This window comes from Lentzea sp. NPDC006480 (genome assembly GCF_040611995.1).
Lineage (GTDB): Bacteria > Actinomycetota > Actinomycetes > Mycobacteriales > Pseudonocardiaceae > Lentzea.
The window spans coordinates 1-14,347 of the sequence record NZ_JBEXPJ010000213.1; the positions used below are offsets into that span (position 1 = coordinate 1).

13 protein-coding genes are annotated in these 14,347 nt (G+C 69.4%); 8 read left to right on the plus strand and 5 right to left on the minus strand.

What is annotated here, in order from left to right; genetic code table 11:
• The coding region (locus ABZX92_RS41710; RefSeq protein ID WP_355571009.1) for an aldehyde dehydrogenase family protein at positions 1-968 on the minus strand (968 nt) is incomplete at its 3' end.
• A gap of 121 nt (positions 969-1,089) precedes the next feature.
• Here ABZX92_RS41710 and ABZX92_RS41715 point away from each other — a divergent pair.
• Together ABZX92_RS41715 and ABZX92_RS41720 are read left to right on the plus strand one after the other, a co-directional pair.
• Positions 1,090-2,211: a GAF domain-containing protein gene (locus ABZX92_RS41715; RefSeq protein WP_355571011.1), complete on the plus strand. Its 1,122-nt coding sequence runs from the start codon at positions 1,090-1,092 to the stop codon at positions 2,209-2,211.
• A 24-nt stretch (positions 2,212-2,235) separates the two neighbouring features.
• Entirely contained in the window at positions 2,236-2,985 is a 750-nt protein-coding gene (locus ABZX92_RS41720) for a hypothetical protein (protein ID WP_355571013.1), read from the plus strand.
• On the opposite strand, the gene ABZX92_RS41725 is transcribed toward ABZX92_RS41720, so the two are convergent.
• The 3 genes from ABZX92_RS41725 to ABZX92_RS41735 are packed head-to-tail and all read right to left on the minus strand — an operon-like array spanning position 2,960 to position 7,373.
• On the minus strand, positions 2,960-4,309 hold the full coding sequence (locus tag ABZX92_RS41725) for an ATP-grasp domain-containing protein (RefSeq protein WP_355571015.1): 1,350 nt from the start codon (positions 4,307-4,309) through the stop codon (positions 2,960-2,962). The genes ABZX92_RS41720 and ABZX92_RS41725 overlap by 26 nt on opposite strands.
• Positions 4,306-5,466, minus strand: a complete 1,161-nt coding sequence (locus ABZX92_RS41730; RefSeq protein WP_355571017.1) for an MFS transporter — start codon at positions 5,464-5,466, stop codon at positions 4,306-4,308. The genes ABZX92_RS41725 and ABZX92_RS41730 overlap by 4 nt, the downstream gene beginning before the upstream one ends.
• Positions 5,463-7,373: a PEP/pyruvate-binding domain-containing protein gene (locus ABZX92_RS41735; protein ID WP_355571019.1), complete on the minus strand. Its 1,911-nt coding sequence runs from the start codon at positions 7,371-7,373 to the stop codon at positions 5,463-5,465. Before ABZX92_RS41735 ends, ABZX92_RS41730 begins: the two co-directional genes overlap by 4 nt.
• 98 nt (positions 7,374-7,471) lie before the next feature.
• On the opposite strand from ABZX92_RS41735, the gene ABZX92_RS41740 reads away from it, so the two are divergent.
• Entirely contained in the window at positions 7,472-8,557 is a 1,086-nt protein-coding gene (locus ABZX92_RS41740) for a nucleotide disphospho-sugar-binding domain-containing protein (protein WP_355571021.1), read from the plus strand.
• Here the strand turns inward: ABZX92_RS41740 and ABZX92_RS41745 are convergent.
• On the minus strand, positions 8,550-11,291 hold the full coding sequence (locus ABZX92_RS41745) for a tetratricopeptide repeat protein (protein WP_355571023.1): 2,742 nt from the start codon (positions 11,289-11,291) through the stop codon (positions 8,550-8,552). The genes ABZX92_RS41740 and ABZX92_RS41745 overlap by 8 nt on opposite strands.
• Positions 11,292-11,459: 168 nt before the next feature.
• Between ABZX92_RS41745 and ABZX92_RS41750 the strand changes: the two genes are divergently transcribed.
• From ABZX92_RS41750 to ABZX92_RS41770, 5 genes are read left to right on the plus strand one after another with little or no spacing between them, the layout of a single operon-like run.
• Complete coding sequence (locus tag ABZX92_RS41750; protein ID WP_355571025.1) at positions 11,460-11,816, plus strand: RlpA-like double-psi beta-barrel domain-containing protein; 357 nt, start codon at positions 11,460-11,462, stop codon at positions 11,814-11,816.
• A 20-nt stretch (positions 11,817-11,836) separates the two neighbouring features.
• On the plus strand, positions 11,837-12,700 hold the full coding sequence (locus tag ABZX92_RS41755; protein ID WP_355571027.1) for a PfkB family carbohydrate kinase: 864 nt from the start codon (positions 11,837-11,839) through the stop codon (positions 12,698-12,700).
• A gap of 43 nt (positions 12,701-12,743) precedes the next feature.
• Positions 12,744-13,478 carry a DUF4397 domain-containing protein gene (locus ABZX92_RS41760; protein ID WP_355571029.1) on the plus strand — a complete coding sequence of 245 codons (735 nt, stop codon included), beginning with the start codon at positions 12,744-12,746 and terminating at the stop codon, positions 13,476-13,478.
• Entirely contained in the window at positions 13,478-13,999 is a 522-nt protein-coding gene (locus ABZX92_RS41765) for a class F sortase (protein WP_355571031.1), read from the plus strand. Before ABZX92_RS41760 ends, ABZX92_RS41765 begins: the two co-directional genes overlap by 1 nt.
• Positions 14,000-14,057: 58 nt before the next feature.
• A complete protein-coding gene (locus tag ABZX92_RS41770; RefSeq protein ID WP_355571033.1) occupies positions 14,058-14,243 on the plus strand; it encodes a zinc transporter Slc39a7 in 186 nt (61 codons plus the stop codon).
• Positions 14,244-14,347 lie beyond the last annotated feature (104 nt).

Here is a 14,347-nt window from a genome sequence, read left to right on the forward strand (position 1 = left end):
CGCACCATCGCGTTCGACAACGGCAAGCACGGCTTCACGTACAACCGCAACCCCGGCGCCATGACCGTGTCGAACAACCTCAGCGCGAACATCGTGAAGCCCTCAAGAGCCTTGTCGTAGAAGGCATCCTGCTCGGCGGCCACGTCGGAGAAGAACACGTTCGGCGACTTCCCGCCGAGCTCCAGCGTCACCGGGATGATGTTCTCGCTGGCGTACTGCATGATCAGCCGGCCGGTGGTCGTCTCGCCGGTGAACGCCACCTTCGCCACCCGCCGCGACGACGCCAGCGGCTTGCCCGCCTCGACGCCGAAACCGTTGACCACGTTCACCACACCGGGCGGCAACAGATCCGCGATGAGCTCCATCAGCACGTGGATCGACGCCGGGGTCTGCTCGGCGGGCTTCAGCACGACCGCGTTGCCGGCGGCCAGGGCGGGCGCGAGCTTCCACACCGCCATCAGGATCGGGAAGTTCCACGGGATGATCTGGCCGACGACGCCGAGCGGTTCCTGGAAGTGGTACGCGACCAGGTCCTCGTCGATCTGCGAGATGCCGCCTTCCTGCGCGCGGATCACGCCCGCGAAGTAGCGGAAGTGGTCGGCCGCGAGCGGCAGGTCGGCGGCCAGCGTCTCGCGGATCGGTTTGCCGTTCTCCCACGTCTCCGCGACGGCCAGCATCTCCAGGTTGGCCTCGATGCGGTCCGCGATCTTGTTGAGCACCTGAGCCCGGTCCGCCACCGACGTCTTGCCCCACGCGCGGGCCGCGCCGTGCGCCGCGTCCAGAGCGCGGTCGACGTCGTCGGCCGTGCCGCGGGCGATCTCGGTGAACTCCTCGCCGGTGACCGGGGTGGGGTTGGCGAAGTACTCGCCCTTGGCGGGCGGCACGTACTCGCCTCCGATGAAGTGGTCGTACCGGTCGCGGTACGTCACCACGCTGCCGGGTTGCCCAGGAGCCGCGTACTTCGCCATGGAAGAACCTCCCGCATCGTTGCGAACTGAACTGCGACGCTAGGTAGCGGTACGTTTCACCGACGTTGCATCCGAAAGGAGTAACGGTCTGAGGCAGAAGGCCCGTCATCCTGGAGAGGTGATGGACGTCGGCGAGGCAGCACGGCCGGTGATCGCCGAGTCGTGGCGGCGGTCTCTGGCCGCGCGCGTCGACCCGGACCGGCACGAGGCGCCGGTCGTCTACGCCCCGGACGAGATCGCCGACCTGCGCGGCACGCACCCGCTCGCGACCACGGTGCCGCTGCTCAAGCACACGCTGTCGATGGACGAGACGATCATGATCGTCACCGACACCAAAGGCCACATCCTGTGGTGCGAGGGCGACAACGGGGTCCGGCATCGCGCCGAACGCGTCCACCTCACCGAGGGCTCGCGCTGGAGCGAGGACGCGATCGGCACCAACGCGATGGGCACGGCGCTGGCGACCGGGAAACCCGTCACGGTGCACTCGCGCGAGCACCTCGTGCGGACCTGCCACGGCTGGACCTGCGCGGCGAGCCCGATCCACGACCCCCACAGCGGGCTGCTGCTGGGCGTGGTCGACGTGAGCGGGCCGCTCAAGACCATGCATCCGGCCGTGGTGCAGCTCGTGTCGGCCGCCGCGAAGCTCGCCGAGCACCACCTGCAGCGGCATTTCGTGCCACAGCGGCACGTCCTGACGTTGAACTTCCTCGGCGGCCTGCACGCGGACCTCGACGGGCGGCCGTTGATCCTCACCTTGCGCAACGCCGAGGTGCTGACCGCGCTCGCCTTGCACCCCAAGGGACTCACCGCCGAACAACTTGCGTTGCTGCTCTATGGTGAACGTGGGAACCCGACGACGGTCCGGGCTGAGCTGCACAGGTTGCGGGCACAGCTCGGTGGAGTGCTGCTCACCAGGCCGTACCGGCTGGACGCGGTGGTGCAGGGCGATTTTCTGGACGTGCGCACGGCGCTGCGCTCAGGTGACGCCCGCCGAGCCACCCGCCACTACAGCGGCGAGCTGCTGCCCCGTTCGGACGCACCCGTTGTGCGAGAAGAACGAGCGGACCTCGCCGCCGCGGTGCGCAGGGGTGTGCTGGAGCGCGGAGACGTCGACTCGCTGCTGTCGTTCGCGGACAGCGGGGAGGACGCCGAGGTGCTCGAACGGCTGCACCTGGAGCTTCCGGCCACAGATCCCCGTCATGCTCTTGTCTCCTCGCGCCTGCGAAGGGCGTTGGAATAGGCTTCCCCGCGGGGGAGGGCGAAAGTGAAGCAGTGCATCAACTGCATGACCCGGTTGCCGCGCAAAGAGGTCACCGAGGTCGCGTGGTGTGCCTTGTGCACGCCGTGCCTGCAGGTCGTGTCGGACCAGATGAAGCTCCTGCACGACCGGCCAGGTGGCGCGGACGTGCAGATCTACCAGTGCGGCTGGTGCGGTGCCGGGCGCTCGTGCGGCGTCGGCTGGCGCACCCGGTGCCTGGTCTGCCTGGACGACAGGTCGGTGCCGGACCCGGCCGTGCAGAAGATCGCGCGGGGACTGGAGCTGGACGGAACCTGGCGGGAGAACTCGGAGTTCATCGCCTCGACCACGGTGAAGATCCGGCTGGCGAAGTACTTCCAGCCCGGCTGGACCGTGCTCGCGACCGACCTGCACGGGTTGCCGTGGACGGCGTTCCGGTGGCTGACCAAGTCGCACGGGACCTGGGGGCGCAACGCCGAGACCGGTGAGGTGGCGCGGCTCAAGCACTCGCGCGGTGAGGAGAACCTGCTCTACCTGGTGCGGTACGGGAAGGTGCTCAAGTTCGGGCGCGGCAACGCGGAACGGGTCGGCGGGCACCTGTCGCTGGGCGCGGTTCCCGTGCTCGTGCTGTCCGGTTCCCGCCAGGACGTCACGGTTGCCCGCGATCGGCTGAAACGTCTGCACCGCACCGAGATGGTGTCTCAGCGGACGCCGGTGGACCTGTTCGCGGTGCTGCCGGACGGGCAGGACGTCACCGATCAGTTCCCGCGGAGTTGAGGCCCGCTTCCAGGCCGTTCAGGATCGCGTGGCAGTCGCGGTGCAGCTGGTGCGCGTCCGGAGCGGTCACGACGAAGAGCCCCAGCCAGTTCCGGGATCCGCCGCTGGGGTCGTAGACCGGGACCGGTTCGCCGACCGGCATCGAGAAGGCCGGGATCTCCTCCAGCTCGGTCCCCGGCGTCACGATCGCGGACCAGTCGACGTCGTTGGGGCGCCACAACGGTTGTGTGCTCCACGGCTCGCCTGCCGCATTTGTCGGGATGACCGCGACCGACGCCGCCGCGCGGCCCGCGGTGATGAGCATCTGGGCGGGGTAGAAGACCTCGCGGCCCAGCAGCTGGTCGACGAGCATGCCGATCGGGTCGATGCCGAAGACCTCCTCGATCTCCCGCGTGATCATCACGCCGCCGAACCGCGCGCCGGTCTCGATCAGCGTGAGCGAGCCGTCCTTGCCGAGCTTGATCTCGGTGTGGGTGCCGCAGGTGTCGAGCTGCAGTGCGTTGACGGCGTCTCTCGACACCTCCTCGATGCGGCGCTGGAGGTGGTCCGGGAGGGTGCACGGGGCGGTGCTCGCGACCTCGGTGAACGGCGGGATCGCGGGCAGCCTGGCCGTGATGCACAGCGGGTGGTAGACGCCATCGGCGACGATGCCCTCGACGCTCACGTAGTCGCCGTGCCCCGGTCCCGGATACCAGCCTTCCGTGGTGCCGCTGAAGATCTCCTCGACGAGCAGGTCGCCGTCGGTGTCCCGCGCGTACAGCTCGTTCATGCCGACCTGGCTGCCCAGTTCGAGCGCGTCGGCGACCTCGGCCCACGCCTCCGCCACATCAGTGTGGGCATGCAGGACCAGCTGCGCGACGGAACCCGCGCCCCAGGCCGGTTTGAGCAGCACCGGCGGGGTCAGGTCGGCCAGCGCCCTGTGCAGGTCCACTTCGGACTCGACGCGGCGGAAGTCCGGGATCGGCACCTTCGCCTCCCGCCAGGTCTCGCGCATCAGGCGTTTGTCGCGCGCCCGCACCAGGTTCGGCCCGGCGCCGGCGAGGCCGAGGCGGTCCGCGACGTGGGCGACGAGCAGCACGGCGAACTCGGACAGCGTGATGATCGCGTCCGCGCCGATCGCCTTCGCGTGCTGGGCGACGAACTCGACGAGCTCCTCACCGCGCGGGGCGTCCAGGGCCTCGACGATGTCGGTGCAGAAGTGTTGTGCCGCTTCGGGAACCGGCATCAGCGCGAGGACGTGCAGCTCGCCTTTCGCGGCGATGCGCGGGAACGAGTGCTCCGGAGGCGGCCCGCCCTTGACGTACAAGTAGAGGATCTTGCTCATCCCGAGCGCTCCTTCGTGCGGACGAAACGGATCGACAGTGCGACGACGACCATCAGCAGCACCGTGCCCACAGCCGCGTGCACCAGGAACTCGTTCATCGCGCCGTGGGCGAGGTAACCGCCGAGCAGGAAGATCACCAGCGAGCACACCGCCCGGTCGATCAGCGACTCGATGGACAGCAACGTGGCGCGGCTGCGCGGATCGGTGATGGCGTCGTTGACGAGCTGCCGCTGGACCGGGAACGACAGGCCGGTGGCGAGCGAGAACACGCAGAGGCACGCGATGGTGGCGACGAGCCCGGCCGGTGCCAGCAGCGCCAGGCACACCGCCATCACCGTGGTGAGCACGAAGACCGCACGCAGATCGCTCATGGCGCGGCGGATCAGGTTCGGGCGAGCCGCGCCCAGCGCCTCGAACAGCGTGGTGACGGCCATGAGCACGCCGAATCCGGCTACTGGCAGGTGTTTCGCGTCCAGGACAGGCTGGAACAGGTTGGCCTGCAGGATGCGGACCAGGGTGAAGATCGCGACGCCCTGGACCATCAGCAGCACCAGGTAGTGGTCGCGTTTGAGGGTGGCGACGGCTCGTTTGACGGCGAGCTTCTCGTGGTGGTGCTCGCCGGGCGGCAGCGGCGGGAGCTTCGACGCGATGCCGAGCGCGATGAGCGTGGCGGCGGCGGAGAGCCAGTACGGCGACGTGAAATGCCACTGCATCAGGACACCGGCTGCGGGCAGGGCGACGACGCGTCCGGTGAGGCTGTAGGCGCGGGCGCTGCCTTCCGCCTGCTTGTAGAGGTCGTCCTGGCCGGGGTACTCGTAGACGTACGCGCTGCCGGCGCCGGACGTGAACGAGTAGGCGAGCGCGATCAGCAGGAAGTGGCCGAGGAAGCCCCAGTAGTTCTGCGCGAACACCGGGATCAGGTTCGCGGCGGTGAGCGTGATCGCGCCGAGCTGGAGGAACCGGCGGTAGTCGAACCGGTCCGCGAGCACTCCGGTCGGCACGTCGAGCAGGCAGAACGCGACGTAGTAGATGGCCTGGATGCCGAAGATCTCCTGGTCGGTGAGGCCGATGTCGCGCTGGTAGAGGTAGAAGATCGGCAGCCACAGCAGCAGACCGTTGAACAGCTGATAGCCCTTGTACAGGCGGATGACCGTCATGCGTACGGGCGCAGCTGCAGCAGGTGCACGTGGTTCTTGTCGGCGGCCCACTCGATGTCGACGGGCTGGCTGAAGGTGTAGTCGGGGGAGAAGTGGGACTGCAGCAGGCGTCCTGCCGTGGCGAGACGTTGCAACTGATGCTTGGTAGCTTCGTCCACATCGGACTCACCGAGCGCCACAGTGCGGCCGCCGCCCTCGACGGTGTTGAACAGGTACTGCGACGGTTGCGCCTCGCCGTCGACGACGTCGGTGACCTTGCCCGCGACGTTGATGTAGACGTTGCGGAAGTCGTTGCGGTTCAACGGATTCGTCGTGACCATGACGCCACCCCGGTCGGCCGGCACCTGCTCCTGGATGATCACGCCCATGTAGGCGTCGTCGAGGGAGATCCCGGCCTGCTTGCGCAGCCGGGTGCTGCGGGCGTTGACGAGGCTCGCCCAGACCTTCTTGACGCTGCTGAGGATTCCGCGCGCGTCGCTGACGTGCGTGACCGACTCGTAGATGCCGGCGGCGGAGAACCCGGCGAGGTCCTCGGCGTTGGACGAGCTGCGGACCACGAACGTGCTGACGCCGGAGAGGTGCTTGATGATCGCGTCGTCGATCTCGGTGAGCAGCGCGTCCGGGAACTTCGCGGTGCGGATCAGGTGCTGCAGCTCCACGCACTGGGCGTCGGTCTGCGGGGCGTCGAGCTCCAGGGCGAGCTTGAGCTTGCCGATGGCCTGCTGCAGGCGCGGGCTCGCTTCCAGGAAGCGCTGGTGCAGCGAGAACGGCAGCGCGATGCCGCGCGGGATGCGGATGTGGTCGCGGAACAGGTTTCGCGCGCCTTCGTCGAGGTCGCCGGTGCCGAGGAGCTGTTCGAGGTAGGGGAGGAGGTTCTCGCGCGGCGGCCTGGGGATGCGGTAGAAGCCGAGCCAGCGGGTGGAGCCGTTCCGCGCGACCTCGTTCAGCTCGCCGAGGTTCGCGGCCTTCGTGCCGTACCTGGTGCTGTCGCGCCACCTCAGGTCCTGCAGGTTGGCGATCTTGTCGTTGTCCAGGTCCGGCTCGTCCATCGTGACGCGGGTGGCGAGCCAGGACGGCTCTCGCGGGTCCGGCCGCTCGATCGGCTCGACGCCGATCTCCGTCGCGTCGGGGTCGACCGTGTAGCGGACCCAGCGGCCGTTGAGGTGAGCGAGGTCGTCGAGGGCTCCGAGCTGGATGGCGTTCGGGATGCCCCAGCCGCTCGCCAGGACGTTCGTGTGCGACAGCGGCGTGGTGTGCTCGGCGTTGACAACGCCTGTCAAGCGCGGGATGTCGTCCGGCACCTTCGCCATCACGATGATGTCGTGCCAGGCGAGCTGGTTCTCCTCGTACTCCTGCTCCGTGCGGAACACCCGCAGTCTTCCTTCGGCGGTGCCGGGATTGAGCGGCACGAACGAATTAGTTGAGAAGAGCTCATAACTGAGAATTCGCGGCAGGACGTCCTTGGGAATGTTCGCCACATGACTTTCCTGCAGATGGTTCGCGGGTTTCAGCAGGATCGGCACGCTCTGGTCGACGTTCTCGCGCACCTGCTCGTAGAAGTACTGGAGCATCTCGGCGGTCATCGTGTCCGCTTCGACCGTTTCGAGCGAGAAGAACCTGTGCTCGTGCAGCGCCAGGATGCCCAGGCAGAACCGCCGGTCGGCGCGGTGGTAGACCTCGTGGTTGATCTCGTCGAGCCGGCGTTCCAGCTCGTCAGGAGGCATGTGCAGGATGTGGGCCGCGATGTACTTGACGTGGAACAGGTTCTCCCGGCTGTCCAGGAAGTGGATCAGTCCGGTCTCCCGGTCGACGACCAGCTTCACGAATCGATAGCCGCTCAATGTTCCGGACAGCTGTGTGAATGACGCGAGGGTGAGCCGTTCGCCGATCAGCGCGGGTTCCTGCACGCGCCGAAAGATACTCGCTCGGGCTGGTTCGCGGCCAACAACGTCTCAGCTGGTTCCTTTCCTTGTCTCATTGCGGTCAAGAGCTGACAATCTCTGTCATGCGAGTCTTGTTCGGCGGTGTTCCCGCCGCCGGCCATCTGTTCCCGCTGATTCCCCTGGCCCAGGCACTGCGGCAAGCCGGTCACGAAGTGGTCGTGGTGTCGTTGGACGGCGCGGAGTCCCTGGTGGCCGACCTCCCGTTCGCCGGTCCCGCGCCAGGAGTCGACTGGCGCCGGACGATCCGCGCGCTCGGTGCTGCCCGGCTGCCGGACGAGATGGCTCGCACCGTGGAGACGAACTCGGCCGACCGCGAGGCCTTCGTCGCGCTGGCCGCCCTGGTGAACGACGAGGTGGCCGAGAGCGTGGCCGCCTTCGCGTCGTCCTGGCGCCCGGACGTGGTCGTCTACGAGTACCTGTTCCCGGCAGCCGCGGCGGCCGCCACGCTGCTGGGTGTGCCCGCCGTGCGCCACGACCTGGGCTTCACCGAGATCGCGCCGCTGCACGCGGTGATGACCAAGCACATGTCCGTCCCGATGGGCGAGGTGCTGTCGCTGGACGTGGCGCCGCCCTCGATGGTCGGCGGGCAGTCGCGCGGCTGGCCGCTGCGCCCCGGTGCCTACACCGGGACCGGCGTGGTCCCGCCGCGCACGGGCCCGCGGATCGCCGTGACCCTGGGAACCGTGCCGCCCAAGGTCGGCGGGTTCTCGACGCTGGACCGGGTGGTGACAGCTGCGGCCTCGGTCGACGCCGAGCTCGTGCTGGTCATGGGAGACATGGACATCAGCTCGCTGGGCGGCCTGCCTCCCAACGTGACGGCGTGCGGCTGGGTGCCGTGGGACTCGCTGGTCCGCACCTGCGACGCGGTGATCCACCACGGCGGCTCCGGCACGGCGTTGGCGGCCTTGGCCAGTGGTGTTCCGCAACTGGTGCTGCCGGACGGCTCGGACCGCTTCGCCGCGGCTTCGGCGGTGCACGAGCGCGGGGCGGGTCTCTCGGCGCGCGGCACCGACGTGTCCGCCGAGCTGATCTCGCGGCTGCTCACGGACTCCTCGTTGCGCACTGCGTCCCGTGAGGTCGCGTCGGAGATCGCGGAGATGCCTTCGGTGGAGTCGGTGGCACGGCGGTTGGAGATCCTGGTCAGCTGACTCCGGCGCAACGGGTGCAGTGGTGATTCGTCAGCACTCCGGCAGGCGCGTGATCCGCGTGCCCGGTGAACCGGGCGAAGATCACCCCGGCCCGTTGCTCGTCGCCCAGCGCGAGGTGTGCTTCGGCCTGGCCGAGCAGATAGCCCGATTCCTGTTGCAGTTCAAGGGCTTCGGCCGCGAGGTGCCGGGCGCCGAGATGGGCGAGCGTCACCAGTGCACGGCCCCGCTGTGCGACGAGGTCGAGCTCCTCGGTCAGGGCGAGGGCTCGCTCGGCGTGGTCGCGGGCTTCGCTCACCGAGCCCAGGCTCAGGTGCACGCGGGCGACGTCGACCAGGATGCCGGGTGTGAGCTGCGCGAACTGCAGCGAGTCGGCGAGTTCCAGTGCGTTCGTCAGGGTTCTCAGGGCGAGGTCGTGCCTGCCCGCGTGGGAGTGGAGCTGGCCGCGGGTCCAGTGGGCGGTGGGGGCGAACGGCAGGGCGAACGTGCCGGCCGCCGAGGTCAGCAGCTCGTCGAGCGCGGCCAGTGCAGAAGCGGTGTGGCCGGTGTCGCGGTGCAGGGCGGCTCGGGTGGACAGGACCTGCAGGCGCCACACCGAAGCGCCGGTGCCGGACGCGAGGTGTTCGAGGCGGGCCAGCATGGCCGCCGCGCGGTCCAGCACGCCCAGCTGGCGGCTGACCAGACCGATCGACAGCACGGTGGCGGGGAACACCACGGTCTCGACGGTTTGGCCGCGATAGCGCAGTTCTTCTTCGTGGTAGCGCAACGCGTCGTGGAGCTTGCCCGCGTAGCCGAGGGTGATCGCCATGCTCGCGCACAGGTCGGCGTGCTGTTCCGGCGTCGTGGCCAGGGGGAGGGCGGAGCGCAGGACGGCGAGGGTCTCGGGCACCCGGCCGCGCATGCCGGTGCAGCGGGAGACGTTGTGCAGGGCGTAGAGGCGGTTGGCCGAGTCGCCTGCCTCGCCGTAGAGGTCGGCCGCTCGCCTGAACTCGGTTGTCGCGAGCGCGGCGTCGTCGGCCATGTGCGCGGTGCCGATGGCGGAGTGCATGGTCGCCTGACCCAGCACGTCCCGCTCGGCGAGCGCGGCGGCGAGGCCGGCGGAGAACAGGCTGACGGCCTGGGTCGAGCGGCCCATCAGCCAGAGATGGCGGCGCAGGGCGTCGGCCAGCTGCCAGGTGCGGCCGGGTGGACTGGCCAGGGCGGCGGCGAGCACGTTCGGGTACTCGTCGTCGAGCCACTCGGCGGCGTCGGCGACGGACTCGAACGTCACGGAGGTCGGCCGGGGCAGGCGGATCATCTTGGGCGCCACCAGGTCGCTCGCCGCGTCGGTGGACTGCAGGTAGTGGTCGAGCAGCCGGCCGAGGGCCTCGTCGGCCGGGTCCGCCAGACCGCGGGCGTGGGCGTGCAGCAGGTCGTGCATGCGGTAGCGGTGCCGGCGGTGGCGTTCGACGAGGCTGGCGCGTTCGAGCTCGGCAAGTGCCGTGCGCGCGTCGGTGCCGAGCAACGCCGTGGCCGCGTGCAGGGTGAACGACGGGCGCGGCACCAGGCCGAGCAGCCGGAACAGCCGCGCGGCGTCATCGGGCAACGCGCGGTAGGAGAAGTCGAACGCGGCCGTCAGGAGCGGTGTGCGGGCGAGGGCGGTCACGACGTCGTTGATCGGCGCTCGGCTGGTCGCCGCCACGCGCAGTGCCAACGGCAGGTAGCCGCACAGCCGCGCGAGCTCCAGGGCGTGCTCGCCGCTGCCGGTCAGCGACTCCACCAGCGCGCACGCCTCGGCCTCGGTCAGCACGTCGAGCGCCAGCCGGTGCGCGTCGTCCAGCGCGACGAGCCCGCGCAGGTCGTTGCGGCTGGTCACGATCGCCGCGCACCTGGGACCGGCGGGCAGCAACGGCCTGACCTGGTCCTCGCTCGCGGCGTTGTCCAGCACCACCAGGACTCGTCGCCCCGCCAGCGCACTCCTGTACAGCGCCACCTGGTCGTCGAGTCTGGGCGGAACCTGACTCACGCCGAGCGCGCGCAGCAACGTGCGCAGGGCGTCGTCCGGTGCCAGCGGGGGCTCGGCGTCGAAGCCGTGCAGGTTCACGTAGAGCTTGCCGTCCGGGAAGTCCGCGCGGTGTGCCCAGCGGAGTGCCAACGCCGTCTTCCCGACCCCAGGCGGGCCCGTGACCAGTGACAACGGACTCGTCAGCGACGCCAGCTCGGCAGCTCGCCCGACGAACGCGCGGGGGTCCGGCGGCAGCGCGGTCCGGCTCGGGACGCCGAGCTCCTGGTGTTCGGACGTCGCCTGCCCGCGCAGGTCGTCGAGGTGCGCCGCGAGTTCGGGCAGCCGGGAGAGACCGTCCAGGGCGGGGCCGCGCCACAACGCCAGCGCCGACCGGTAGACGTCGGCAGCCTCGGCGAGGTCCTGGTCCCGCAGCGCACGGGCCCGGGCGAGCCGGTTCGTGAACTCGTCCAGGTCGGTCGAGCAGCCCAACCGGTAGCCGTCGCCTTCGGTCAGCACAGCTCCCACCCCGAGCCGGGACCGCAGCATGTGCACCCGCTTCTGCACCTGCTGCCGGTGCCGCGAAGGCAGCCGCGAGCCCCACAACGCGGACGCGATGTCGTCGGTCGGCACCGGGACGTTCATCGAGGCCGCGAGAAGCGCGAGAAGTGCCTGTTGTGTCGGGCCTCCGACATCGACCTTCGTGTCGCCGACCCGGACGTCGAACGCGCCCAGGACGCGAATGCTGACCCCCACCAGAAGAAGAGTAGTAGAAGCCGCCAGATGAGACGTGCTCACCTATTTCATGGTCCTCACCAGCGAAAACAGTTTGTGAGCGATCCTCTGATAGCGGGGTCGTGGAACGCGGAGCAGAATTGTCCGCCCTCGTCTGATGTATGGCTGAACAAATGAGGAGATCAGCTCATGCGCGGAAAGAGAATCGTGGGTCTGACCCTGGCCGCTGTTTTCGCGGTGTTCGTCGCGCCGCCGGCTTCGGCCATCACGATCGGCACGGCCGGCCTGTTCGTCCCGGTGCTGACGACCTGCGGCTTGTTGCCGCCGCTGTTCGAAGACACCGCGCGGGTGCCCGCCGCCGCGTTCGACGAGCACGGCTGCGGCGCCGAGATCCTGGTCGAGAAGGGCGGTCAGACGGTGACCGCGAAGGTGACGGACAGATGCGGCGCCTGTGCCAGCGGCGACATCGATCTCAGTCCGGCCGCGTTCCGGAAGATCGCCGACCCCGGCGAAGGCCGCGTCGAGGTGAAGTGGGACTTCATCTGACGGTTGGGTAACCCACCGCCGTGAACGACATCGTGGTGATGGGTCAGATGGCGCGGGACCTGGTGCTCGTCGTGGACGAGGTGCCAGGTCCCGGTGACGTGGCGCCGGTGCGGGAGCGCCGCGAGATGCTCGGCGGCAAGGGTGCGAACATCGCCGTCGCCCTGGCCCAGCTGGGCGCACCGGTGCGGCTCGTGGGCGTGGTCGGGGACGACGAGGTGGGCGAACGCCTGATCGCGCGGGCTGCCGCGGACGGCATCGGCACCGACGCGATCGTGCGACGGCCGAACTGCCCGACCGGCCTGATCGTGGACGTGGTGGCCGACGGGTGGCGCTACCTCGAAGACCTCCCCGACGGCGTGCTCCTGAAAGAAGCGGACATAACTCCGGAGACCTTCACGCGCGCCGATGCCGTCGTCCTGCAGCTCCAGCAACCGCCCGAGGTCGCGTTGAAGGCCGCGAGGGCAGCCGGGGGACGGGTGGTCCTCGACGGGTCGCCCGAACGGCTGCGAGACGAACTGCTGGCGTGCGCGGACGTGGTGCGAGCCGATCACCAGGAGGCCGAGCTGCTGTCCGGCCACAAGATCACCGACGCGGACGAAGCGATCAGCGCGGCGCGGCAGGTGATGGAGCACGGCCCCGGGTTCGTGGCGTTCGCGGTGGACGGCGTGGGCAACGTGTTCGTGTGGGACGAGGGTGAACTCGTGGTGCCCCTGGGAGACGTCGAGGTGGTCGACACCACCGGTGGCGGTGATGCGTTCGTGGCGGCGCTGACGTTCGCTCTCACGCGTGGAGACGGGCCACAAGAGGCGGCTCGGCTCGCGGTGAAGGCCTCCGGGGACACGGTCAGGCGTCCCGGCGGACGTCCGGACCTCACTGGACTGTGATCAGGCACGTTATCGTTGTGACGTCCGGTGAGGGGAGGTCCGCGTGCGAGTGCTCGCTGTCGTGCTGTTGCTGCTGCTCTCGGCGACCCCCGCGCACGCCGCGACCGGCACCTACCTGCGCCTGGGCCACTTCTCGATGGACCAGGCCCGCGTCGAGGCCACCCTCGACGGCGTCAAGCTCGGCACCCTCGACTACGCCCAGCTCTACGACTACCGCCGCGTCGAACCGGGCGACCACGTCGTCGAGTTCCGCACGGATCCCGCCTCGCCCGTGCTGAGGTCGGTGCTGGTGAAGGCGCGCGAGGGCACGGCGTACACGGTGATCGACATCGCGTCGGCGATGAAGGTGCTGGAGGACGACGTCAGCCTGCCGCCCAACGGCCAGGCGCGACTGCGGGTGATCAACGCCGGTGACGCCGAGATGGACCTCCTGCGCGGCAGCGTGTTCGTGCACCGCAACGTGCCGGCGAACTCCACCACCGGCTACGCGGTCATGCTGCCCGGCTCGGACGCCCTGCAGATCACCCAGCGCGGCAAGGAGTCCACGCGGCTGGAGGCGACGCTCGAGTCCGGCGCGGTCTACACGTTGCTGGTGAGCGCGCGCCGCATCGAGCTGCGCACGGACGCCAAGGGCGCCCAGGTCGTGCCCGGCGGCGGCCAGGAAACCGGCTTCGGCGGCATGGCGGGCGGCTGGGACTGGCTCACCGCGCTGGTCATCGCGCTGATCGTGGGGGTCGCGATGTTCTCGGTGCGCGGCAGGCTCTTCCGGTTCGGCTGATGAAGGGCAAGCTCGTGATGGGCGCGGCGATCCTGGTCGCGCTGATCTACATCGTGAAGGGCCCGGGCGCGGAGAAGGTGCCCGAGCCGGTGACCGTGCGGATTCCGTCGATCGGCGTGGAGACGTCGCTGGAGTCGCTGAAAGTGGGCAAGGACGGCGTCCTGGAACCGCCGACGCGTTCGGACAAGGCCGGGTGGTACGCCAAGGGGGTCGCGCCGGGCGACGCCGGCCCGGCAGTGATCGCGGGTCACGTCGACTCGAAGACCGGGCCCGGGGTGTTCTTCCGGCTGCCGGAGCTGCAGCCCGGCGCCGAGGTGCTGGTGGAGCGCAAGGACGGCAGCAAGCTCACGTTCGTCGTGAGTCACCGGTACGCCACGCAGAAGACCGCGTTCCCGACCGCGGTCGTCTACGGGCCGACGCCGTTGTCCGAACTGCGGCTGGTCACGTGCGGCGGCGACTTCGACAGGGTGGCGGGCAGCTACCGCGACAACGTGATCGTCGAAGCGGTCCTCAAAGGCTGAAACAGCAAGAAGGTGGCAACAACTGCACGTCGCCGCGACCCGTGCCAGCATCCGACGCATGACCAACGGAGTGCACTCTCACGAGCACAGCCACGGCGAAACGACCCACACGCATCCGCATGAGTCGCACGCGCACACCCACGTCGAACACGAGCACACGCACTCGCACGGTGGCGCGACGCACTCGCACACCCACGTGCACGATGCGGATCACACCGAGGAGCACGACCACTCCCACGCGTGAGCGTGGACACCCGGATCGATGGATCTCGGCCGGGTGCGCCTGAAGACCGAGAACTACACCGAGGGCTGGTACGCGCTCAGCCCGTCGTTCGGCACCTACCTGCT